Source organism: Azospirillum sp. UENF 112521 (genome assembly GCF_058780665.1).
On sequence record NZ_JBSNCI010000007.1, the window covers coordinates 325,741 to 349,278 of the forward strand.

General features: G+C 67.8%; 20 protein-coding genes and 1 pseudogene. 14 read left to right on the forward strand and 7 right to left on the reverse strand.

The window, feature by feature from the left end; genetic code table 11:
* Positions 1-121 precede the first annotated feature (121 nt).
* Both garD and ACWPN8_RS30245 read left to right on the forward strand, forming a co-directional pair.
* Positions 122-1,645 carry a galactarate dehydratase gene (gene garD, locus ACWPN8_RS30240; protein WP_109446652.1) on the forward strand — a complete coding sequence of 508 codons (1,524 nt, stop codon included), beginning with the start codon at positions 122-124 and terminating at the stop codon, positions 1,643-1,645.
* 91 nt (positions 1,646-1,736) lie between these two features.
* Complete coding sequence (locus tag ACWPN8_RS30245; RefSeq protein WP_492243456.1) at positions 1,737-2,837, forward strand: lactonase family protein; 1,101 nt, start codon at positions 1,737-1,739, stop codon at positions 2,835-2,837.
* A gap of 98 nt (positions 2,838-2,935) precedes the next feature.
* Here ACWPN8_RS30245 and ACWPN8_RS30250 read toward each other — a convergent pair whose 3' ends face one another.
* The 3 genes and pseudogenes from ACWPN8_RS30250 to ACWPN8_RS30260 all read right to left on the reverse strand — a co-directional run bounded on the left by ACWPN8_RS30250 (position 2,936) and on the right by ACWPN8_RS30260 (position 5,695).
* Positions 2,936-3,397: a methyl-accepting chemotaxis protein gene (locus ACWPN8_RS30250; RefSeq protein WP_492243498.1), complete on the reverse strand. Its 462-nt coding sequence runs from the start codon at positions 3,395-3,397 to the stop codon at positions 2,936-2,938.
* Positions 3,398-3,902: 505 nt separating this feature from the next.
* Positions 3,903-4,643, reverse strand: a pseudogene (locus ACWPN8_RS30255) (cache domain-containing protein); the annotation flags it as partial.
* Between the two features lie 119 nt (positions 4,644-4,762).
* Complete coding sequence (locus tag ACWPN8_RS30260; RefSeq protein ID WP_492243457.1) at positions 4,763-5,695, reverse strand: LysR family transcriptional regulator; 933 nt, start codon at positions 5,693-5,695, stop codon at positions 4,763-4,765.
* A 321-nt stretch (positions 5,696-6,016) separates the two neighbouring features.
* On the opposite strand from ACWPN8_RS30260, the gene ACWPN8_RS30265 reads away from it, so the two are divergent.
* From ACWPN8_RS30265 to ACWPN8_RS30275, 3 genes are read left to right on the forward strand one after another with little or no spacing between them, the layout of a single operon-like run.
* The gene (locus ACWPN8_RS30265) at positions 6,017-7,369 is read left to right on the forward strand and encodes a CitMHS family transporter (RefSeq protein WP_492243458.1); all 1,353 of its coding nucleotides are present in this window, start codon (positions 6,017-6,019) and stop codon (positions 7,367-7,369) included.
* Between the two features lie 36 nt (positions 7,370-7,405).
* Entirely contained in the window at positions 7,406-8,749 is a 1,344-nt protein-coding gene (locus tag ACWPN8_RS30270; protein ID WP_492243459.1) for an acyclic terpene utilization AtuA family protein, read from the forward strand.
* A gap of 1 nt (position 8,750) precedes the next feature.
* Complete coding sequence (locus ACWPN8_RS30275; protein WP_492243460.1) at positions 8,751-9,080, forward strand: AtuA-related protein; 330 nt, start codon at positions 8,751-8,753, stop codon at positions 9,078-9,080.
* Between the two features lie 13 nt (positions 9,081-9,093).
* Here the strand turns inward: ACWPN8_RS30275 and ACWPN8_RS30280 are convergent, their stop codons facing one another.
* Positions 9,094-9,984, reverse strand: coding sequence for an EamA family transporter (locus tag ACWPN8_RS30280; protein WP_492243461.1), 891 nt, complete (start codon positions 9,982-9,984; stop codon positions 9,094-9,096).
* Between the two features lie 119 nt (positions 9,985-10,103).
* Between ACWPN8_RS30280 and ACWPN8_RS30285 the strand changes: the two genes are divergently transcribed.
* A complete protein-coding gene (locus ACWPN8_RS30285) occupies positions 10,104-10,589 on the forward strand; it encodes an Lrp/AsnC family transcriptional regulator (protein WP_109446666.1) in 486 nt (161 codons plus the stop codon).
* A 13-nt stretch (positions 10,590-10,602) separates the two neighbouring features.
* Here ACWPN8_RS30285 and ACWPN8_RS30290 read toward each other — a convergent pair whose 3' ends face one another.
* Complete coding sequence (locus ACWPN8_RS30290; protein ID WP_492243462.1) at positions 10,603-11,703, reverse strand: hypothetical protein; 1,101 nt, start codon at positions 11,701-11,703, stop codon at positions 10,603-10,605.
* A gap of 173 nt (positions 11,704-11,876) precedes the next feature.
* Here ACWPN8_RS30290 and ACWPN8_RS30295 point away from each other — a divergent pair, with 173 nt between their 5' ends.
* Complete coding sequence (locus ACWPN8_RS30295; RefSeq protein ID WP_492243463.1) at positions 11,877-12,863, forward strand: aldo/keto reductase; 987 nt, start codon at positions 11,877-11,879, stop codon at positions 12,861-12,863.
* An 87-nt stretch (positions 12,864-12,950) separates the two neighbouring features.
* On the opposite strand, the gene ACWPN8_RS30300 is transcribed toward ACWPN8_RS30295, so the two are convergent.
* Positions 12,951-14,645 carry a methyl-accepting chemotaxis protein gene (locus tag ACWPN8_RS30300; protein ID WP_492243464.1) on the reverse strand — a complete coding sequence of 565 codons (1,695 nt, stop codon included), beginning with the start codon at positions 14,643-14,645 and terminating at the stop codon, positions 12,951-12,953.
* A gap of 650 nt (positions 14,646-15,295) precedes the next feature.
* Positions 15,296-16,270, reverse strand: a complete 975-nt coding sequence (locus ACWPN8_RS30305) for an MBL fold metallo-hydrolase (RefSeq protein WP_492243465.1) — start codon at positions 16,268-16,270, stop codon at positions 15,296-15,298.
* A 130-nt stretch (positions 16,271-16,400) separates the two neighbouring features.
* Here ACWPN8_RS30305 and ACWPN8_RS30310 point away from each other — a divergent pair, with 130 nt between their 5' ends.
* From ACWPN8_RS30310 to ACWPN8_RS30340, 7 genes are all read left to right on the forward strand, one after another.
* Complete coding sequence (locus tag ACWPN8_RS30310; protein ID WP_492243466.1) at positions 16,401-17,603, forward strand: ATP-dependent DNA helicase; 1,203 nt, start codon at positions 16,401-16,403, stop codon at positions 17,601-17,603.
* 172 nt (positions 17,604-17,775) lie between these two features.
* Positions 17,776-18,822: a YeiH family protein gene (locus ACWPN8_RS30315; protein ID WP_247872994.1), complete on the forward strand. Its 1,047-nt coding sequence runs from the start codon at positions 17,776-17,778 to the stop codon at positions 18,820-18,822.
* A 227-nt stretch (positions 18,823-19,049) separates the two neighbouring features.
* Positions 19,050-19,412 carry an HPF/RaiA family ribosome-associated protein gene (locus tag ACWPN8_RS30320; RefSeq protein ID WP_492243467.1) on the forward strand — a complete coding sequence of 121 codons (363 nt, stop codon included), beginning with the start codon at positions 19,050-19,052 and terminating at the stop codon, positions 19,410-19,412.
* 274 nt (positions 19,413-19,686) lie between these two features.
* A complete protein-coding gene (locus ACWPN8_RS30325; RefSeq protein WP_492243468.1) occupies positions 19,687-20,283 on the forward strand; it encodes a helix-turn-helix domain-containing protein in 597 nt (198 codons plus the stop codon).
* Positions 20,284-20,300: 17 nt separating this feature from the next.
* A complete protein-coding gene (locus tag ACWPN8_RS30330) occupies positions 20,301-21,293 on the forward strand; it encodes an alpha/beta hydrolase (RefSeq protein WP_492243469.1) in 993 nt (330 codons plus the stop codon).
* A 187-nt stretch (positions 21,294-21,480) separates the two neighbouring features.
* Entirely contained in the window at positions 21,481-22,287 is an 807-nt protein-coding gene (locus ACWPN8_RS30335; RefSeq protein WP_492243470.1) for an alpha/beta fold hydrolase, read from the forward strand.
* Between the two features lie 571 nt (positions 22,288-22,858).
* Positions 22,859-23,452 (forward strand): helix-turn-helix transcriptional regulator, encoded by a 594-nt coding sequence (locus tag ACWPN8_RS30340; protein ID WP_492243471.1) that lies wholly within the window; start codon positions 22,859-22,861, stop codon positions 23,450-23,452.
* Positions 23,453-23,538: the final 86 nt, after the last annotated feature.

Genomic DNA, 23,538 nt, shown 5'->3' on the forward strand with positions numbered 1-23,538 from the left:
AGGGTTAGGGTGAGGGGGTCGCGCGGCGGCCTCTACCCGAGAATCCAACCCGTGCATCCCCCTCACCCCGACCCTCTCCCCGGGGGGAGAGGGGGATATCCCGACACAGTCAGGGCAAGCCATGACCCAGAAGCCTCTCTACATCCTGGTCCATCCCGAGGACAACGTCGCCATCGTGGTGAATTCCGGCGGGCTGCCGCCGGGGACGGAGTTCGAGTGCGGGCTGGTCCTGACCGACTTCGTGCCGCAGGGGCACAAGGTGGCGCTGGCCGACCTGGACGAAGGGGCGTCGATCGTCCGCTACGGGCAGGTGATCGGCACCGCCGCCCGCCCAATCCGTCGCGGCGCCTGGATCGAGGAATCGCTGGTCCGCCTGCCGCAGGCGCCTGATCTGGACACGCTGCCGCTGGCGACCGCCGTGCCGCCCGACGCCCCGGCGCTGGACGGCTACACCTTCGAGGGCTACCGCAATCCCGACGGGACGGTCGGCACCAAGAATGTGCTGGGCATCAGCATCAGCGTGCAGTGCGTCGCCGGGGTGATGGATTTCGCCGTCGAACGCATCAAGAAGGAATTGCTGCCGAAATACCCCAACGTCGATGACGTCGTTGCCCTCAACCACACCTACGGCTGCGGCGTGGCGATCAACGCGCCGGGCGCCGCGGTGCCGATCCGCACGCTGCAGAACCTCGCCCGCAACCCCAACCTGGGCGGGGCGGTGATGGTGGTCGGGCTCGGCTGCGAGAAGCTCCAGCCGGAACGGCTGCTGCCGGCCGGGGTCGAGCCGAGCATCGTCACCTTGCAGGACGAGCGTCACCAGGGTTTCGGCGACATGGTCGCCTCCATCCTGGAGATGGCCGACCGCCGGCTGGCCCAGCTCAACGAGCGGCGGCGCGAGACCTGCCCGGCGTCGGATCTCGTCGTCGGGCTGCAATGCGGCGGCAGCGACGCCTTCTCCGGCGTGACCGCCAACCCGGCGCTGGGCTATGCCGCCGACCTGCTGGTGCGGGCCGGGGCGACGGTCATGTTCTCCGAAGTGACGGAGGTGCGCGACGCCATCCATCTGCTGACCCCGCGCGCCGTCGACGAGGAGACCGGCCGCGCCCTGATCCGCGAGATGCGCTGGTACGACGATTATCTGGAGACCGGATCCGCCGACCGCAGCGCCAATCCGACCCCCGGCAACAAGAAGGGCGGCCTCGCCAACGTGGTGGAGAAGGCGCTGGGCTCCATCGCCAAGTCCGGCACCAGCCCGATTGCCGGCGTGCTGGCGCCGGGCGAGCGGGCGACGCGCAAGGGGCTGCTCTATGCCGCCACGCCGGCCAGCGACTTCATCTGCGGCACGCTGCAACTGGCGTCGGGCTGCAACATCGAGGTGTTCACCACGGGGCGCGGCACCCCCTACGGCCTCGCCATGGCGCCGGTGATCAAGGTGGCGACGCGGACCGAACTGGCTGCGCGCTGGCACGACCTGATCGACGTCGACGCCGGCCGCATCGCCACCGGCGAAGCCACCATCGAGGATGTGGGTTGGGAGCTGTTCCGCCTGATCCTTGAGGTGGCGAGCGGCCGCAAGCAGACCTGGGCCGACCATTGGGGGCTGCGCAACGCGCTGACCCTGTTCAACCCGGCGCCGGTGACCTGAGTTGATCTGACCCGAAGACCCCCGCGGCGGAGATGACCGGAGCAACCGGCGCCCGCGGCGGGAGGAGGATATGCTCACAAGGGAGGATACCATGGGACGCCCCACCGGCATCGCTCTGGCGATGCTGCTGACTTCCGCCGCCTTCGCCTTGGCTGTTCCGGCGCAGGCCGATAGTTTCGCCTACGTGTCAAACGCCGGCAGCAACTACATCAGCGTCTTCCGGCTGGACGGCACCACCGGCGCCATGACCCCGCTGGGGACGGTGCCCTTCGTCGGGGTGGACAAGCCCGGCTCCTCCACCCCGCTGGCGCTCAGCCCCGACCGGCGCTTCCTCTATGCCGGCGTGCGCTCGCAACCCTATCAGGTGCAGATCTTCGCCATCGACAGGGCGACCGGCACGCTGAGCCATCTCGGCAGCGGCCCGCTGGCCGACAGCATGGCGAACATCGTCACCGACCGCAGCGGCAAGTACCTGTTCGGCGCGTCCTACGGCGGCGACAAGGTGGCAGTGAACCCAATCGGGCCGGACGGCAAGGTCGGACCGCCGCAGCAGGTGGTGGCGACCGGCAAGAACGCCCATTCGATCCAGCCGTCGCCCGACAACCGCTTCGCCTTCGCCACCAACCTGGGATCCGACCGGCTGGTGCAGTTCCGCTTCGACGCGGCCACCGGAGCCTTGAGCGACAACGATCCGCCCTCGGTGGCGCTGCCGGCGAAATCCGGTCCGCGCCACATCGTCTTCCATCCCGACGGACGCCTCCTCTATCTGGTGGACGAGCTGGACGCCGCCGTCGCGGTGTTCGCCTACGATCCCGCGACCGGCAGGCTGACGGAGAGGCAGCGCCTGCCGTCCCTGCCGGCCGATTTCAAGGGCGAGCCCTGGGCCGCCGACATCCACACGACGCCGGACGGCCGGTTCCTCTACATCTCCGAACGGCGGACCAGCACCATCCGCTCCTTCCGGATCGACCCGGAAAGCGGCCTGCTGACCCCGCTCGCCAGCGTGGCGACGGAGGAGCAGCCGCGCGGCTTCAACATCGACCCGACCGGCCGGTTCCTGGCGGCGGTGGGCGAGAAGTCGGACGGCATGACCGTCTACCGCATCGACGGCGGCAGCGGCGCGCTGACCCCGCTCGCCCGCTATCCGGCCGGCAAGCAGCCGAACTGGGTGGAGTTCGTCGCCGCGCCGTAATACCAAGGTCAGAAAGTTTTGACTTTCGACCCTGGTATCGGCCGCGCGGGCACATGCCCGCGAAGCCAAGGCCCGCGGACGCGGGCCTTGCGGGCCGGTCAGCCGGCCCGCACCTGTGCCAGGAAGCGGCCGACCTCGCCGCGCAGGCTTTCGGTCTGCATCGACAATTCCCGCACATTCTCCAGCACTTCGTAGGCGACCGTGCCGTTCCGTCCGGCGGCCTCGTTCACGCCGCCGATGCTGGACGACACCTCGTGGCTGCCCCGGGCGGCCTGCTGGATGTTGCGGCTGATCTCGCGGGTCGCGGCCCCCTGCTGCTCGACCGCCGAGGCGATGGAGGTGGCGACGTCGTTGACCCGGCCGATGACCTGTGCCACGCCCTTGATCTCGTGCATGGCCTGGGCGGTCTCGCTCTGGATGCCGGCGACCTGGGCGGCGATCTCCTCGGTGGCCTGTGCGGTCTGGTTGGCGAGCGCCTTGACCTCGGTGGCCACCACGGCGAAGCCGCGCCCGGCCTCGCCGGCTCGGGCCGCCTCGATGGTGGCGTTCAGCGCCAGCAGGTTGGTTCTGGCTGGCGATGGAGTTGATCAGGCCGACCACGGCGCCGATCCGCTCCACCGCGCCGGCCAGCCCCTCGACCTTGCCGTTGGCCCGTTCGGCGCTCTCGACCGCCTCGCGGGCGATCTCGGCCGACGAGCCGACCTGTCGGCTGATCTCGTTGATCGAGCTGGTCAGCTCCTCCGTCGCCGCGGCGACGGTCTGGACGTTGGCGGAGGTCTGTTCGGTCGCCAGGGTGACGGCGCCGGCCAGCCTGCCGGTCTCGTCGGCGGCGCGCGTCATGTCCTGGGCGCGCCGTTCGATGGCGTCCGCCTCGCCGGCGACATCGTGGATCAGGTTGCCGACGGTCTGTTCGAAATGGCTGGCGAGCGTCGTCATCGCCTCCCGCTTCTCGGCCGCGGCGCGCTCCGCCTGCTCGGCCTGGCTGGCTTCCAGGCTGGCCTTGGCCTGGGCATTCTCCTTGAACACCTGGAGCGCCTGCGCCATGCCGCCGATCTCGTTGCGCCGCGCCGCCTCCGGGAAGGTGACGCCAAGGTCGCCGGCGGCCAGCGCCGTCATCTTGTCGCGCAGCCGGTGCAGCGAGCGCACGATGTCGCGGTTGACCAAAAAGGCGATCAGCACCAGCGCGGCGATCAGCGCGGCGGTGGCGGCGCCGGTCCTGGCCAGGAAGTCGTGATAGGCGGCGTCGATGTCGTCGGTGTAGACGCCGGAACCGACGATCAGGCCCAGTGGCTGGTAGCGCTGCACATAGTTGGTCTTCAGCAGCGGGACGTCGGACCCCAGCTTCGGCCAGACATAATGGATGATGGCGTTGTCCTGACGGCGCAGCGTGTCGACGATCTCGCGGACGAAATACTTGCCGGCCTTGTCCTGGAGCCCCATGCGGTCGGTGCCGACCGCCTTGTGGTTGGAGGGGTTGGCGACGGCGATGCCGTTGAGATCGTAGGCGAACAGGTAGTCGGCGCCGTCATGGTAGGACATCGCGTGCACCGCGGTGCGGAAGCGCGCCAGCGCCTGCTCGCGCGGCAGGGTTCCCGCCTCGACCTCGGCATTCAGCCCCTTCGCCATGCCGACCGCCAGTTCCACCGCCGAGCGGATGGTGTCGATGCGGTCGTCGATCATGCGCTGGTGGGCGAAGCTGCTGCTGATGGCGATCACCACGGCCGGAGCCAGGACGGACAAGGCGACCAATGCGGTCAGCTTCGCCCGGATCGTCAGATTTTCCAGGAGTCTCATGGGTGCCTTCATGTCGCGCGCGTCGGGGGGCGGCAACTGATATACTACGAAAGAGGAGGGCGGGTGAAATCGGATTGGCTGATTTCAGAAATATACTGACGTTATCCAGTTAAAAAATTATTCCAGCCACGTTACCGCTTCGCGGCGGCCTCCATGCTGGAGAAGTGGGCGAGCGTCGGGCCGGCGACCTCGCGCAGCAGGGCGGCGAAGCGCTCCGCCGCCGGCGACAGAGAGCGGCCGGTCTTGCGGATGAAGCCGATCCGGCGCACCAGCCCGGCGGTGCGGATCGGCTCCACCACGATGCCCTCGCAGGAGGCGGCGTCGACGGCGGATTCCGGCAGGACCGAGACGCCGAGCCCGGCCCGCACCATGCCGACCGCCGTCGACATGTAGTTCGCCTCGCAGGACAGGCTGATCTCCAGCCCTTCCTTCTCCAACGCCCGCTCGACCAGCGACCGCACGCTGGTGCCGCGCGCCGTCAGGATCATCGGGAAGGCGACGATGTCCGTCAGCAGCAGCGGGCGCCGGCCGTTCAGCGGGTGGTCGGCGGGGAAGAAGGCGCACATGCGGTCGCAGAGGAAATCGATCACCTCGACGTCGCGGTCGGGGCCGACCCGGCTGCCGATCCCGAAATCGACCTCCTCCGCCTTGACCAGCTGGATGATCCGCTCGGCGACGACGTCGCTGACCCGGACGTCGATGTTGGGGTGGTCGGCGGCGAAGCGGCGGATGGCGATGGGCAGCAGCCCGGCGGCGACCGACGGCAGGGTGGCGACCGACACCGACCCGCGCCGCAGCCCGGCCAGATCGTGGCTGACGCTCATCACCGCATCCAACTCGGCCAACACCCGTTGCAAGGCCGGCAGCAGGTCGCGGCCGGCCTGGGTCAGCACCACATGGCGCTTGTTGCGGTCGAACAGCCGCACGCCGAGGCTCTCTTCGAGCTGGCGGATCTGCACGGTCAGCGCCGGCTGCGACAGGTTGACCTCCGCCGCCGCCCTGGTGAAGCTGCCGAGACGCGCCACCGCGACGAAGGCCTTGATATGTCTCACTCCCTGGAGCATGGCCCGCCTCTTATAGAAAAATCAAATTACCGTGATACAACAAATTCATTTCTCTAATCTGATTGTGGGTTCGTACAGTGTCAATCGCGGACACCGCTTCGGCATGGTGCGGCAAAGTGGCTGATCTGTAAAAAGCCCCGCTGCCAGTTCCCCTGCCTGCCGGCTTCGCAAAAGATGAAGTTCTTTTGAAATCCGCTCGGGTGGCGTTACTCGGGGACCGGAACCGGTCGCCGCAGGGGCCCGCCGTGCGTCTTCGCCTGACGTGAAGAGATCGCGCAGCAGGCGGAAAACAACAATAACAACGGCCATGGAGGAGGTTACATGCTCGCGCTATTAGGCTTGGCAACCATCGTCGTTCTGCTGGCGGCGATCATGACCAACCGGATGTCGCCGCTGGTCGCGCTGATCGCCGTGCCGATCATCGCGGCGCTGGCGGGCGGCTTCGGCCTTGAAACCAGCAAGTTCATCATTGCCGGCATCCGCTCCATCGCGCCGACCGCCGGCATGTTCGTCTTCGCCATCATCTTCTTCGGCGTCGTTACCGATGCCGGGATGATGGACCCGATCATCGACCGCATCCTGCGGGTGGTCGGCACGCGGCCGGCACGCATCACCATGGGCACCACCCTGCTGGCTTTGCTGATCCATCTCGACGGGTCCGGTGCGGTCTGCTTCCTCATCACCATTCCGGCGATGCTGCCGCTCTACGACCGGCTCGGCATGGACAAGCGCATCCTGGCGCTGTGCGTGTCGATGGCGGCGGGCGTCAATTTCCTGCCCTGGACCGGGCCGATGATCCGGTCCGCCGCGGCGCTGAAGGTGCCGGTGACCGACATCTTCAATCCGCTGATCGCGGTGCAGGGCGTCGGGCTGCTGTTCATCTTCACCGTCGCCTTCCTGCTCGGCAAGCGCGAGGAGCGGCGTCTCGGCCTGTCCTCAAGGCCGCTTGCGGCGGGACAGGCCCGCTCGGTCGGCGCCATGGGCGCTCCCGAAGCCGTGGGTCCGGTCGGGCCGGCGCCGCGCGTGCTGACGCCGGAGCAGATCAGGATCCGCCGTCCCAAGCTGTTCTGGGTCAATCTGATCCTCACCGCCGTCATCATGGCCGTGATGATCGAAGGGGCGGTCGATCCGGTGGTGATGTTCATGGTCGGCACCGTGCTGGCGCTGATGATCAACTATCCCGACGTCAAGATGCAGAAGGAGCGCGTCGACGCCCACGCCAAGGCGGCGCTGATGATGGCGAGCATCCTGCTGGCGGCCGGCGTCTTCACCGGCATCATGACCGGCACCAAGATGCTGACGGCCATGGCCCAGTCCGCCGTCGCCTTCGTCCCGCCGGAGATGGCGCAGCATGTTCCCTTCGCGCTGGGCATCCTGTCGATGCCGCTCAGCCTGCTGTTCGATCCGGACTCCTATTATTTCGGCATGATGCCGGTGATCGCCGAGGTCTATAAGACGCTGGGCGGCGACCCGATCCAGATCGCCCAGGCCTCCGTTCTCGGCCAGATGACCGTCGGCTTCCCGGTCAGCCCGCTCACCCCCGCCACCTTCCTGGTCGTCGGCCTGTGCGGCATCGGGCTGGGCGAGCACCAGAAATTCTCGATCCCCTATCTGTTCGCCGCCTCGGTCGTCATGACCGTCGCCGCGGCCATCCTCGGGGTCATCCCCTTCTGACGCGGGTCCAAGGGGTCCGCACACAGGAGTACCATCATGAAGACCATCCGCATCGGATCGGGCGCCGGCTATTCGGGCGACCGCATCGAGCCGGCCGTTGAACTGGCCGAGAAGGGTGACATCCAGTATCTCGTCTTTGAATGCCTGGCGGAGCGCACCATCGCCATCGCCCAGGGCGCCAAGCTGAAGGATCCGGCCCAGGGCTACGATCCCCTGCTGGCGGAGCGCATGCTGGCGGTGCTGCGGCCCTGCCATGAGAAGGGCATCCGCATCGTCACCAACATGGGGGCGGCCAACCCGGCCGCCGCCGCCGCCAAGACGCGGGACATCGCCCGGTCGCTCGGCCTGGAGGGGCTGAAGATCGCCGCGGTGTCCGGCGATGACGTGCTGGAGACGCTGAAGTCCGGCGACCACCGCATCGAGGAAACCGGCGAGCCGGTGTCGGCGATGGCCGGCAGTCTGGTCTCGGCCAACGCCTATCTCGGCGCCGCTCCCATCGTCGAGGCGCTGAAGGTCGGGGCCGACATCGTCATCACCGGCCGCGTCGCCGACCCGGCCCTGTTCCTCGCCCCGCAGATCTTCGAGTTCGGCTGGTCGATGGAGGATTGGGATCTCCTCGGCAAGGGGACGGTGGTCGGGCATCTGCTGGAATGCGCCGGGCAGATCACCGGCGGCTATTTCGCCGATCCCGGCGTGAAGGACGTCGCCGCCCTGGCCCGGTTGGGATTCCCGATCGCCGAGGTGGGGGAGGACGGCAGCGCCGTCATCACCAAGGTGGCGGGATCCGGCGGTGCTGTGACCACCGCCACCTGCAAGGAACAGCTGCTCTACGAGATCCACGACCCCGCCGCCTATTTCACCCCCGACGTGGTGGCCGACTTCTCGCGCGTGCGCTTCGCCCAGGAAGGGCCCGACCGGGTGCGGGTGGCCGGCGCCACCGGGCGCCCGCGGCCGGCCACGCTGAAGGTCTCGGTCGGCTATCGCGACAGCTTCATCGGCGAGGGGCAGATCTCCTACGCCGGTCCCGGCGCGCTGGCGCGCGGCCGGCTGGCGCTGGAGATCGTGCGCGAGCGTCTGGCGCTGACCGGCGTTGAGGCGACCGAGCTGCGCTTCGACCTGATCGGCGTCGATTCCATCCACGGCACCGCACTGTCCACCGCGGGTGGGCAGGAGCCCTACGAGGTGCGGGTGCGGGTGGTCGGCCGGACCGGCAGCCTGAAGGAGGCGCAGCGCATCGGCAACGAGGTCGAAACCCTCTACACCAACGGCCCGGCCAGCGGCGGCGGCGCCACCAAGTCGGCCAAGGACGTGGTGGCGATGCTGTCGGCCCTGCTGCCCCGCGAGCTGGCGAAGCCCGCCATCGCGTTTATGGAGGCCTGACATGAAACTCCGCGACATCGCCCATTCCCGCACCGGCGACAAGGGCGACATCTCCAACATCTCCGTCATCGCCTTCGACGAGGCGGACTATCCGCTGATCGAGGCCCATGTCACCGCCGACCGCGTGAAGGAGCTGTTCCACGAGGTCGTGCATGGCGAGGTGGTGCGCTACGAGATCCCCAGCATCGGCGCGCTGAACTTCGTGATGCGGCAGGCGCTCGGCGGCGGCGTGACCCGGTCGCTGGCGCTCGACGCCCATGGAAAGTGCCTGGCGTCGGCGCTGCTCGACCTCGAAATGCCCGACGTCGCCCGGCCTCTCCGGGCAACGTGACGGGAGACGCGCGTCACTCGCGGCCGCGCCGGGCTTTGCCCAGCGCGCTGCCGGCCGACGCGAACATGATGCAGGCGATGGCGACCCACTGCACTGCGCTCAGCCGCTCGCCCAGCATCAGGAAGCCGATCAGTGCCGCCACGGCGGGGGAGGCGCTGACGGCAAGGCCGAACACATGGCTCGGCAGGCGGCGGAGCGCCATCATCTCCAGCAGATAGGGCACCATGCTGGACAGCACCGCCACCGCGAGACCGGTGAGGAGCACGGCCGGAACCAGCAGCCCGGCGCCGGCATGGGAAATCCCCAGCGGGACGGTGAAGCTGGCCGCCACCAGCATGCCCCAGGCCACCGCCTGCCCGCCCGGCAGGGCCGAGGCGCGCTTGCCGAACACGATGTAGAGCGCCCAGCAGAAGGCCGCCGCCGCCGCATAGGCGACACCGGCCGGGTCCAGCGCGGCGGATGCCTGCCGCAGCGGCAGCAGCAGGACAAGCCCGGCCGCGGCGCAGGCGATCCACAGGAAATCCTTAAGCCGGCGCGACCCGAGCAGGGCGACCGCCAGCGGCCCGGTCACCTCGATGGCGATGGCAATGCCGATGGGGATGAGTTCCATCGCGCGGTAGATCGACAGGTTCATCGCCCCCAGCGTGGCGCCATAGACCAGCAGGTTGCGCAGATCCCCGCGTCCGGGCAGGCTGCGCCACGGGCGCAGGATCGCCATCAGCATCAGCGCCGACAGCCCCACCCGCAGGCCGGTCACGCCCTCTGCCCCGACCAGCGGGAACAGCGATTTCGCCGAAGCGGCCCCGACATATTGCGACAGCAGCGAGGCAAGCAGGAGCAGCAGCGGCAGCGCCGCCGGTTCGGGCCGGGTAGTGGAGGGGGATTCTATGGAGGCGTTCGCCACGCGCGGGCTCCCGGCGGAAGGTTCGGTGGAAGAGGTCCGGTGAAAAGATACTGTGACGATGGGGCAGAGAGCGCTTAAGTTTGAGGCTTCCGACGCACCGTTCTTTCGCCGAAGCCGCCATGCGCTCAACAATCGCTCGCCCGCCGGATCAGCTCGACGAGCAGGACCGCGCGATCCTGCGCATCCTGCAACTGGACAACAAGACCTCGCAGCGCGAGATCGGCGAGGCGGTGCATCTCTCCGCGCCGGCCGTGCAGCGCCGCATCGCGCGGATGGAGGCGGCCGGCATCATCCGCCGCAACGTGGCGGTGGTCGATCCGGCCGCGGTGGGGCAGGGGGTGACAGTGGTGGTAGAGGTCCAGACGATCAACGACCGCTCCCCCGTCATCGCCGCCGCAAAGCGCCTGTTCCGCGAGGCGGCGGAGGTTCAGCAATGCTATTTCGTCACCGGGAAGGCCAGCTTCGTCCTGATCCTGCTGGTCCCCGACATGGCGAGCTACGAGGTTCTGTCGCGCCGGCTGTTCGCCGACAACGAGCTGGTGCAGTCCTTCCAGACGATGGTCGTGCTCGACCCGGTGAAGGTGACGCTGGAGGTGGATCTATAGGGCGGCCGGACTGTCAATCCGTCCACTCCTCGTATTCCCAATCCTCGGCATCGGGGTCGGCGGTCCCCAGCGGCGCAACGGTGGCGCCGGCGTCGAGCGCGGCCGCCAGCCAGGGCTCGACGCTGGTGACCGGCGACAGGCGGCACCAGCGCCGCCGCCGGCCGTCCCACCGGCAATGGCCCTGCCGCTTCATCTCCTCCCGCAATTCCCATGCCGGGATGGCGGGAAAGCGCAGTTCCAGGCCACGGTCGCTCTGCACGATCTCCACACGCTCTCCGGCGGCGGTGGTGTGGGTCAGCCCGTCCTCCAGCACCTTGCGCAGGGCGGTGGCACGGTCCTCGCGGACGCGCGCCTCCGCCTCCCGTTGCCGGCGGCGTTCGGCCATGGCGTCGGCGATCCAGTCCGGCGGCTCCTCCAGCACGCGGAAGCCGGCGCCGCCACGGGGGCCGGGCGCCTCCTCCAGCAGCCCGTCGCGCAGAAGGTCGGCAAGCAGCGATTTCAGCCGGTCGCGGTCGGCCGGGATGCCGGGCAGGCGGTTCGCCGCGGCATCGGCGACGGTGAAGCGCTCGCCGGCCCCCCAGCCCTCATGGATCGCGGCGGCCAGGGCGTGCAACTCGGCGATGCGGCTTCGCTGGTCGGCCAGATGGCCGGCGACGATGGGGTTGGGCGGCAGGTCGGCCCGTCCGGTCAGGCCGCAGGTCCGGCACTGCCAGGCGCCGGGATCGGACAGCAGCAGCTGGGGGGCGCAGCGGCGCTTGCGGCAATGCTCCTCGCTGCCCGCTTCCGGCAGGCCGCGCCCGCTGTCCAGCAGGGCGCGGATGGCGTCGAGCGGCGTGTCGGCGACATCCCGCAGCCGGTCCAGCACATCGGCGGGCAGCCAGACCTCCGCACCTCCGCTCTCGTCGGCGGAGACGAAGCGGCTTTTCAGAGCGCGGCGTCTTGCGGGCGTCAGCAGGGCCAGCGCCCGCTCTGCGGTGTAGCTCTCGTCGAAGGTGTCGGCGAGCAGCTCCGCCAGGTCGCCGAGCGTCGCCGGCGAGGCCAGTGCGTCCCCGTCCCCGGCGGCGAGGATTCGACGGGCCTCGCCAAGGATTTTCGTGTTTTCGTCCGCCCCCATCGCCATCTACGTCCCGATCCTCGTCCAGTCCGCGTAGCAAGCTGGGCATGCGCGAAATGCCAGTCAAGCGCCGGCTGGACAGTCGGCGGAGGCCGCCTGCATCAGGAACGGCCCGGTGAGGCGCGGTGTTGAACGGGTGCATCGAACGGTGCCAGAGACGGAAAGGTTTTCCCATGTCAGACAGCACGCATTTCGCCCCGCCCGGCCCGCTCGGCTTCGGCGGAGCGCCCCTGGGCAACATGTTCGAGGAGGTGACCGACGAGACGGCCGCGGCAACCCTCGACGCCGCCTGGGACGCCGGCATCCGCTATTTCGACACGGCTCCCGAATATGGTCCCGGCATTTCCGAACACCGGTTCGGCCATGTCCTGCGCAGCCGTCCGCGCGACGAGTTCGTTCTGTCGACCAAGGTCGGCCGGCTGCTGCGTGCCGACGCCGGCAAGGGCGGCCGGCATGGCCCCTTCGTGAAGGGCCTGCCGTTCCGCGTCGATTACGAATACAGCGCCGACGGCGTGCGCCGCTCCATCGAGGACAGCCTGCAGCGGCTTGGCATGGCGCGCATCGACATCGCCTACATCCACGACTGCGCCGAGGATGCCCATGGCGACCGCTGGCTGGAGGTGTTCGACACCGCCATGAAGGGGGCCGCCGTCGCCTTGACCCAGCTTCGCGAAGAGGGGGTGATCCGTGGCTGGGGCCTCGGCGTCAACCGGGTGGAGCCCTGCGTGATGGCGCTGGAGCGGGCGGACCCCGATGTCTTCCTGCTGGCCGGACGCTACAGCCTGCTGAACCAGCCGGCACTGGACGAGCTGTTTCCGCGCTGCGCCGAGCGCGGCGTCCATGTGGTGGTCGGCGGCCCCTACAACTCCGGCATCATCGCCGGGGGCAAGAATTTCGAATATCAGGAGGCGTCCCCCGACAAGGTGGCGGCGCGCGACCGGCTGGCGGAGATCGCCAGGCGCCACGGTGTCGACCTGCGCGCGGCGGCCCTGCAATTCTGCGCCGCGCATCCGGTCGTCGCCTCGGTCATTCCCGGCACCAAGAACCCGGCGCGCGTGCATGAGAATGTGACCTTGATGGGCCAGCCGATCCCCGCCGACTTCTGGCGGGAACTGAAGTCCTCCGGCGTCCTGCCGGAACAGGCGCCGACCCCGGCCTGAGCGGGGGCTAAGGCGCTCTGGTGGCGGTGGCGGCGTCTCAGCGCCGCGCCGCGGCCTTGCGGAAGGGGGATGGCCCGCCTCCTCGGATCAAGCGCATTTCACCGAGGCGAGGAACTCCTGGACCTCGCGTTTGAGGGTGTCGGCATTCTGGGATAGTTGCCCGGCGGAGCCGAGGACCTGTTGGGCGGCGGTGCCGGTCGAGGCGGCGCTTTGGGAGACGCCGCCGATGATCTCGCTGACGGCTTGGGTGCCCTGGGCGGCCTGCTGGACGTTGCGGGCGATCTCGCTGGTGGCGGCCCCTTGCTCCTCGACGGCGGAGGAAATGCCGGTCGAGATGGTCTGGATTTCACCGATGATGGCGGCGATGTCCTGGATGGCGGCGACGGTGTTGCGGGTTTCCCCCTGAACGGCGGCGATCTGCCGGGCGATGTCGTCGGTGGCCTTGGCGGTCTGGTTGGCGAGGCTCTTGACCTCGCCGGCGACGACGGCGAACCCCTTGCCGGCATCCCCCGCCCGCGCCGCCTCGATGGTGGCGTTCAGCGCCAGGAGGTTGGTCCGGGACGCGATGTCGTTGATCAGTTTGATGACCTCGCCGATGCGTCCGGCGGCGGCGGAGAGCTTTTGGACCAGCTCGTCGGTGTGGGCCGCCTTCTCGGAGGCGGTGTTGGCGATGCGGGCGGATTCGGCGACCTGGCGGGTGATCTCGGCGATGGAGGCGGAAAGTTCTTCGGTCGCGGTGGCCACGGTCTGGACATTGGCCGATGTCTGCTCGGCGGCGACGGCGACGGTGGTGGCCTGGGCGGTGGATTGTTCTGCGGAAGCGGACAGGGACGAGGCGGTCGCCTCCAGATCGGTGCTGGCGCCGGCCACGGTGTTCAGGACGCCCGACACGCTCTTGTCGAAGCCGGCGGTCAGGGTCTCGATGAGCCTGGCGCGTTCGTCCCGTTTCACCTGCTCCGTCTTCTCGCGCTCCTCCATCCGCCGCCGTTCGATGGCGTTGTCCTTGAATGCCCTGAACGAGCGGGCGATGCTGCCGATCTCGTCCTTGCGCTCAGTGTTCGTGACTTGAACGTCCAGATTGCCCTTCGCCAGTTCATCCAAACTTCCTTCGATCACTTTCAGTGGAGATGTCACAAATTTCCGTGTCAGATAAATTGCCAAAGCGATTATGAGTCCGATGGCGATGATGTTTAAGGACACGGTTTTCCACACCAATCCATCGATGAGGGCGGTCGCCTCCTGATTAAGGCGGTCGACTTTTTTCATGTTATCTTTAAGCAGATTCTCAATATTATCCCGCACGTGGTCAAGGGCCGGTCCGCATTCGCTTTCCATCAACTGATTGGCTTTTTTGTTCAGTTCCGAGTCCGTGCCGGAGCCCAGTCGGATGACCTCCATGCAAGGCCCATCAACCGTCAGCTGCAATTTTCCGAGAATGGCGTCAAGCGCAACGGCGACCTCAGGGTCGATCTGCTTTGCTTTGGGTGCCTCTTCCCGGATGGTGTCGAGAGCGTCCCGAGAGCTTTTTAGCGCTCTGGCGTTGCCTTGCTCCGTCGACGACGCAGCCAGATGGTAGAGCGCCGCCATGTACTCGCTGACTTGATTCTCGATGAAAGCCAGTTTGACGTTGGCTTTATCCGGGTGGTCGATGATGAACGAGTTGGCATTGTCCACGACACGCATCTGATGGCCACCATAAAAAGCCGAGGCGGTCATCGCAATGCCCAGCAATCCCATGACGGTGAGGATCTTCGAGAGAATCGTCAGATCAGAATAGCGCAACTCGATCTCCTTCCGGATTCCGGACTGACGGCCAGGCCGTGTCTTCGGGCGCCCCCGCAGACAGCCTCCTGAACCCGCAGTCGGGGATTTGGAAAACCGCATCCAAACACGGTTTCTGCGACCTTCAGCGTGGAGCGCCTGGACAGGAGCCTCAGGGGGTTCGGCCAGAAAGATTAATGATTTCATTAATCTAACGGCAGTGGCCACACCGTCCGAACGAGGGGATCCCACACCCCTGGGGCGCGCGTTACGCCCTGGGAAAGAAGCTTAACCACGCTTCGATGGAATGGATACGCCATCGGCAAAATCTGCGCTCGCAGAAGGGATTTCGTGCGCTCACGAGCGGAATGAATATCTTGCCGATATTATGCAAAACATAATGACGTTAACCATTTTATTTGGAGCAGTCGAGGAAATCATTTTTAACAGAATCGGCAAGGCAGGACGAATTGAGAGGCAATGAAGGCCGCGGTGGGAGGGTGGAGCGTGGCGGGGATGTCGCGGCGCCGCTCGTAGCGAACGACGATCCGCCTGACGCAGGCTGGCCAAGCCAAGGTTCCTCCTTCACCCCCGATCTCCTTGTCGGCGTGGGTTTATCGCCCCGTGCGTTCGGTATGAAACCCACGGGGCGATTACGCGATCCGATCCGGTCATGCATCGACGACCGTCCCCGGATGTCCCACCTCGAAGCGGGCAGGGTCGATGCCGTGGGTGGCCAAGGCTGTGCGCAGCAGCTGCGGCGGCTCGTCCCGCGCTTCGTCGGTCAGGGCGAAGGTTCCCCAATGGATGCCGACGGCCTTCTTCGCCCCGGTGTCCAGCATGATCCGCACCGCCTCGTCCGGGTCGCAATGCTGGGCGGACATGAACCAGCGCGGGTCATAGGCACCGATGGGGATCAACCCCAGATCGCAGGCTCCCAGCCGTTCGCCGATGGCGCGGAAGGCCGCCCCGCTGCCATAGCCGGTGTCCCCGGCGAAATAGACCGAGCCGGCCGGAGTGCGCAGGACGAAGCCGCCCCACAGCGCCATGCGCCGGTCACGTCCGGTGCGCGACGACCAGTGGTTGGCCGGCACGATGTGGACCTCCGCCTCCGGCGCCAGCGCGAACCGGCTCCACCAGTCGCCCGCCGCGACCCGCACCCCCGGGATATGCTTGCGCAGGATGGTGTCGTTGCCGAGCGGGGTGACCATCAGCGGCGCGTCGCGCCGGTGCAGGCGCTTCAGCGTCTCAACGTCGAGATGGTCGTAATGGTTGTGCGAGACCAGAACCGCGTCGATCTTCGGCAGGTCGTGGAAGCGGATGCCCGGTGCGGTGACCCGCTTGGGCCCGGCGAAGCGGACCGGGCTGGCGCGGTCGGACCAGACCGGATCGGTCAGGATGTTCAGCCCGGCCGCCTGGACCAGGGTGGTGACATGCCCCACCACCGTCACGCGGAGGCCGGCGACGTGCCGGGCCGGCATCACCGGCGTCACCGCCACCTGCCGCGGCCATTTGACCGCCTTCCGCCCGAATTGCCAGCGCAGCAGCTGGCGCAGGCTGCGGTCGGTTTCCGGTTCGCCCGGATTGAAGAAACGCAGCCCGTCGAAATTGGACGTCGCCGGACCCTGCCAATAGGGATTGCGCATGCGTACCGGATCCTTTGCAACCATGGTTCCGGAGGAGATGGTGTCGCCGCGGCGAAGTTCTATGGACCGGCGGTGGGCGGTCGGGCTACTGTGCCGTCTTCATTCATGGTTTGATCCCGGTTCGATCCAAATGCAGTCCGATAGCCCGACCGACGAACAGCATCGCGCCATCCAGGCGATCGACGCCTGGTACAAGGACGACGACGCCCAGCAGGTCTTCTGGCTGGCCGGGGAGGCCGGGACCGGCAAGACCAAGACCACCGTCTTCGCGCTGGAGCATCTGCTGGAGCGCCGCCGGCTGACCGACTATGTGGTGGGCGCCCCCACCGGCAAGGCCGCCCAGGTGCTGCGCCAGAAGGGCATCGACGGGGCGGCGACCCTGCATTCGCTGCTCTACGCCCCGCGCAAGGACGGCGACAGCGGCGAGCTGATCTTCGCCCGCCGCAACGACGGGCCGGTCGCCGACGCCGACCTGATCGTCTGCGACGAAGGGTCGATGATCGGCGACGATCTGGCACGCGACCTGATGCGGACCGGCAAGAAGATCCTCGTCATCGCCGACGATTACCAGCTTCCGCCGGTCTCCGGCCAGGGGCTGTTCACCAGCGGGGAGCCGGATTTCCGCCTGACCGAGCCGCACCGGACCGCCCGCGAGAGCCCGGTGATCCGGCTGGCCCATCTGCTGCGCCGGCAGGAGATGCCGCGGCGCTTCGGGTCCGTCGGCAAGGTCCATGTCCTGCCGCTGGAGCACCGCACCCAGTCGCTGGTGATGCGGCAGTCCTCACAGGCGATCTGCGGCACCCACCGCGTCCGCACCACCTACACCAAGCGCATGCGCACGCTGCTCGGCCACGACTCCACGATGCCGCAGGCGGGGGAGCGGGTCATCTGCCGGCGCAACCAGAAGGACGAGGGGCTCTTCAACGGCATGATCGGTTCCCTGACCCGGCCGGCCGCCGAGGCGCAGGGCCGCGATGCCGGCCTGTGGTCGCTCGGCGTGCAGATGGAGGACGAGGTGCGGTCGCGCAGCAAGCTGATCGTCCATCCCTGGATGTTCCAGGCCCACTACACCGAGGGGATGGTCCAGCCGCGGGTGGGCAAGGACATCCAGCTTTACGACTGGGCGTGGCTGATCACCTGCCATGCCTCGCAGGGGTCGGAATTCCCGTCGGTCACCGTGGTGGACAATTCGGCCGCCTTCCGGGAGCATCGCTGGCGCTGGCTCTACACCGCCGTCACCCGTTCGCGCGAGGAGCTGGTTCTGCTTCTGCGCAATGCCGACCTCGGCGGGCCATGGCAGGTCCCTGAATTCGACGACGGCCTGACGGCCTGATCCATAAATTCAAGTTATCGAACGCATCACATCTTTGTGTTGGATGTGATCGAAAGCGGTCTCCATAATTTTACGTATGGGAACGGTGTTTTTCCGCTCCCGACCGCTTCCGGAGACCCGTCCCATGATCCCCGATACCGCGGCACCCGCACAGGCGGTGCCGGGAAAGCCCATGCTTTTCCAAATTCGCAGCCTTCTCCCCGGCCTTGCGCTGTGCGTCGGCGTTACGGCGCTCGCCTTCGCCGCGGCCAAGGCTGAGATGGCACTGTTCGGCGAGGCGTGGATCGAGGCGCTGGTGCTGGCGATCCTGATCGGCACCACGCTCCGCACCGCCTGGGCGCCGCCGGCACGCTGGCAACCGGGCATCGCCTTTTCCGCCAAGATCCTGCTGGAGATGGCGGTGATCCTGCTGGGGGCCGCGGTCAGCGCCGCGACCATCCTGTCGGCCGGGCCGGCCCTGCTGCTGGGCATCGCCGGCGTGGTGGCGCTGGCGCTGTTGGCGGGGTTCGGGATCGGGCGGCTGCTCGGCCTGCCGGTGCGCATGGCGGTGCTGGTCGCCTGCGGCAACGCGATCTGCGGCAACTCGGCCATCGCCGCGGTGGCGCCGGTGATCGATGCGCACAGCGACGATGTCGCCGCCTCCATCGCCTTCACCGCCGTGCTGGGCGTGGCCGTCGTGCTTGGCCTGCCTCTGCTCGGCATCGGCTTGCGGCTGAGCGGGGTGCAGTATGGCGCGCTGGCCGGATTGACCGTCTATGCCGTGCCGCAGGTGATCGCCGCCGCCGCACCGCTGGGCGCCATCGCCGTGCAGGTCGGCACGCTGGTGAAGCTGGTGCGGGTGCTGATGCTCGGACCGGTCTGCCTGCTGCTGTCGCTGCTGGCGCCCCGGCTGGCCGGCGAGACGGTTGACGCCGAAGCCGGCGTGCCGCGTCAAAGCCGGCCCCGCCCGCCGGTCCATCATCTGGTGCCGTGGTTCATCCAGGGCTTCCTGGCGATGATCGCCCTGCGCTCGCTCGACCTCATCCCATATGCCGCCCTGCCGGCGATGGAGCACGCGGCCACCCTGCTGACGGTGGTGTCGATGGCGGCGCTGGGGCTGGGAGTCGATGTGCGGACGGTGGCGCGGGCCGGCGGACGGGTGACGGCGGCGGTGGTGCTTTCCCTGCTGGCGCTGGGCACGATCAGCCTGACACTGATCCGCCTGATCGGCTTGGCCTGACCCCCAAGCTCATCTGGAACCCGGCCTGGAAAACGGGCGGGAGTTTACAGCCGGTCCCCCAGGGCCGCATTGATGCAGGTTAATGCAGGATTCCGCCGCTGTGCGATCCTGAGATCACCAAGCCCCTTCGCCCGCCGCTCACCGACCGGCCGGCTGATGGGGGCGGGCCCCGCGGGGAGGGCGGCCCATCAGCCGCGCGCCCCGCGCGTAGAACAAGGAGCATGGACATGCGTCAACCGTTGCAGATCGCCTTCCGCAACATCGACCCCTCTCCCGCCCTGGAGCATTCGATCCGCGAGCATGCCGACAAGCTCGACCGCTTTTTCGGGAACATCCTGTCCAAACGCGTCGTCTTTGAAATTCCCCACCGCCACCAGCATCAGGGCAAGCAGTACACCGTCCAAGTCGCCCTGACCGTTCCCGGAGAGGAACTGGTCGTGCGCAGCGACAAATCCGGCGGTCACGGCCACGAGAGCGCCGATGCGGCCATCCGTGACGCCTTCGACGCCGCACGCCGCACATTGGAGCGTTTCGCCGAGCGTCATCGCCACGAGATGAAGGCCCACGCCTCCGACGCCGCCCTGCCGTAATCGCCCGGACAGCAGGCTGTCCGCTTCCGATCCGCCCAGCGCCCCGCCTGTCCGGCCATCCGGACGGCGGGGCGCTTTGCCTTCCGGCAGAGTCATGAACAGACGGCAGTGATTTAAACAAATTTATAATGTGCAAAATAAGGATGAGAACTATAATTCACATCACAATGTGAATTTTCCTACTTGAAAAGTAGGAATATGTGATGTTCAATCTCCGCCATCCGTGGGGCGGCTCCCGTCGCTCCGGTCATTCGTGCCGCAGGAGAACGGAGCCATGACGATCGACACCGCTCAACACTCCGCCCCGCCGTCCCTCGATCATCTGGTCGGGGTGATCGGGGACAATCTGCGTGGCCTCCGCCGGCGGCAGGGGCTGTCGGTGGACGGGCTGGCACAGCTGTCCGGTAGCGACCCTCACATCCTGATGGCGATCGAGGAGGGGCGGCACCGCCCCGACATCGGCACCTTGTGGACGGTCGCCAAGGCACTGGACCTGTCCTTCTCCAGCCTGCTCAGCACCGGAGGCGACTCCGGCACCACGGTGATCCGGCGGGCCGAGCAGCGCAGCCTGACCTCCCGCGACGGCCTGTTCACCTCCCGCGCCCTGTTCCCGCTGAAGGGCGAGCGGCAGGTGGAGTTCTATGAACTGCGCCTGTCGCCCGGCGCCGACGAGTCCGCCGACGCCCATTCCCCCGGCACGGTTGAAAACATCCTGGTCGGCCGCGGGCAGGTCGACATCGCCACCGCCGACGGCGAGCACCGGCTGGAGGAGGGCGACTCGATCCTGTTCGAGGCAGACGTTCCCCACCGCTACCGCAACTCCGGCGATGGCGAGGCGGTGCTGTACCTCGTCATGTCCTATATCCTCTGACCTCGGGGAGAGCGGCGATGCCGGACACCATCCTGCCTTTTCAGCGACATCTGCCCGATCCGGAGGTGGTCGAACTGGGCGCGCTGGCTGCCCGCGCCGGCCTGATTTCCGCCGACCCGCTGCGCCAGCCGCTGGCCGAGGCGCGCGATGCGGCGGAGCGCTACCATGTCTTCCTCAACGGCCCGGCGCTGCCCGCCGCGCTGCCCGCCGACGTGCGGGAGGTGGTGACGGACGGCCCCGCCGGGCCTTTGCGCCTGCGCCTGATCCGGCCACCGGACGTGCCCGAGGATGGCCGGCCCCTGCCGGTGCTGATCTATTTTCACGGCGGCGGCTTCGTGGTCAATTCCATCGACACCCATGACCGGCTGCTCCGCCTGCTGGCCCGGCACAGCGGTGCGGCGGTCTGCGCCGTCGCCTACAGCCTCGCACCGGAGCGGCGCTTTCCCCATCAGCGGGGGGAGGCGCTGGCCGCCCTGCACTGGGTGGTCCGCCACGGTGCCGGCCATGGCCTCGACCCGGAACGGATCGCCACCGGCGGCGATTCCGCGGGTGCCAATCTGGCGCTCGGCCTCGCCCTCGATGCGCGGGAGGAGCCGGGGCCGCCGCTGTCCTTCGTCCTGCTGCTCTACGGCATGTTCGCCCATGATTTCGACACCGAATCGCACCGGCTGTTCGGCGATGGGCGTTTCGGCCTGACGACGGAACGGATGCGCTGGTACTGGCAACAGTATCTCGGCCATGGCGGGATCACCCGCGACCCCGCGGCGGCTCCGCTGCTCGCCGATCTGCGCGGGTTGCCGGCGCTGCACATTGCCGCTGCCGGGCTGGACTGCCTGCGCGACGACAGCCTGCGGTTGGCCCGGCGGCTGGAGCAGGCCCGGATCCCGCACCGGCTGGTCCTGCATGAAACCCTTCCCCACTCCTTCGCCAGCATGACCCGCCATGTCCGCAAGGCGGAGGAGGCGGTGATCCTGGCCGCCGATGCCGTCCGCCGGGCCCTGTGCCGCTGACTAACCCGCTGACCGTGCCGCTGAACGCCAGCCGTCCGTTTCCGAGCCATTGTCTGCCGCGCCCGTCCGGTTTGTCCGGGCGGGCGCAACATTTTCAGCCTGCCGGGCCGGTCGGAAGGCAATCCTGCTTGCCGACGCGCTGCACACTATGGTTGCATCGGTCGTTGCGATTGATCGGGGGCTCGACATGATCGAAAACGGTTCCTCGATTCTGGAGCGCCACAAGGTCAGCGTGGTCGGATCGGGGGCGGAGACGCTGGTCCTCATTCCCGGATTCGGCACGGAACAGTCGGCGTGGCGCCACGTCGTGGAGGCGATGCGGGACCGCTATCGCATCGTGCTGTTCGACCTGGCCGGGATCGGTCCCGGCGGCCAGATGCATTACGACCATGCCAGATACGCCACGCTGGACGCCTATGCCCGCGATGTGGTGGCCATTCTCGAAACCCTCTGGATCGGGAAGTGCATCTGCATCGGTCATTCGGTGGCGGGGATGGTGGCGGTGCTTGCCTCGATCAGGATGCCGACCCTGTTCACCAAGCTGGTCCTGCTGGGCGGATCGGCCTGCTATCGCAATGTCGGCGACTATCATGGCGGCTTCGACCCCGCCGGCATCGATGCCCTGATCGACAACGCCACGCAGGATTACATGCGGTGGACCGTCCAATTCGGCGAACTGGTCGTCTCCCGCCCGGCGGAGGACCCGGTCGTGCGGGAATTCGCCGCCTCGCTGCGGGCGATGCGTCCGGACATGGCGCTGTCGCTGCTGCTGACCGTGCTGCGCAGCGATGTCCGCAGCCGTCTTGCCGAGGTGACGGTGCCCGCCGTCATCCTGCAAGCCCGGGAGGACGCCGCGGTGCCCCGTGAAGCGGCGGAATATCTGCGCGACCATCTGTTGGGCAGCGTTCTGGAGATCCTGGACGCAGCCGGGCATCTGCCCCACCTGTCGGCGCCCGGAACGGTGATCGCGGCGCTCGACCGCCATCTCTCCTGAATTCGCTAAATTAGTGATTGCAAAGCAGAAATCCCGCATCGAAGGCCCAGACCCTAAACCAAGGTCTAGGGTCGCTCGACCTAAACACTGCCGGGGTTAATCTGTGTCTAGTGGTGTGCGGCACATCGTCGCGTTTACTCTGTGTGGGCAAGCCGGGCGGCCCTTCCTCTCCGTGGGAAGATGCGCGCCAGCCAACGGAGACGCCCCATGGCCTCGACCCGCCAGTCCAATCTGCGGATGCGCTACGTTCCGACGCCGGATGAGCCGGAGGTGCTGATCCTCGGCTCGGGCAGCGGCACGCTGGGGGTTGCACGGATCCGCTGCATGGCTGGTGGCGTCGGCCATTTCAGCCCGGTGTCGGAGGACGCCTTTCTGGTCAGCCATCACCTTTCCAATTTCCATTCCGACGTCTGGGTCGACGGCCGGCTGGTGGAAAAGCCCGCCGACATCGCCGGGCTGACATCGATCCACGACTACCGCCGCAGGATCGACTGCCACATGCACACGGCGTTCGACACGCTGACCTTCCATCTGCCCCGCGCGGTGCTGGAAAGCGCCTGCCCCGAGGTGCATGGCGGCCGGCTGGAGGATTCTGTCGATTGCACCCAGCAGTCCGGTCGACGATCCGACCGTGCGGGCGCTGGCATCGGCCATCCTGCCGACGCTGGAATTTCCCGAGCGGATCAGCCTGCTGTATCTCGACCATGTCTGTTCGGCGCTGGCGACCCATGTCGTGACCGCCTATGGCCGGGTGAGCGCCGCCAGGACCGGGGGCATGCTGGCGCCCTGGCAGGAGAGGCGGGTGAAGGAGATGATCGCCGCCAATCTCGACGGCGAGATCCGGCTGGCCGATCTTGCCGCCGAATGCCGGCTGTCGGTCGGGCATTTCGTCCGCGCCTTCCGCCGTACCGCCAACACCACGCCCTACCAGTGGCTGCTGCACCGGCGGATCGACCATGCGAAGACGCTGATGCGCGACGGATCCCGGACCCTGGCCGATGTGGCGTTGGCCTGCGGCTTCGCCGACCAGAGCCATTTCACCCGCACCTTCAGCCGTCTGGTCGGCATTTCGCCGCGCAGCTGGCGGCGGCGCAATGCCGGTGCCGATACCGTCCTGCCGGCGGGCCGCTCGTCCCATGCGCCCGCCGAAATCCCCTGTGCCTGATCGTCCTGCCGGCACGCCGCGGCAATTTCCCCAACTGCGGCGGAATGCCGCTATCCTGCCGAGGCTGCGCTGGGGAAGGGCCGTTT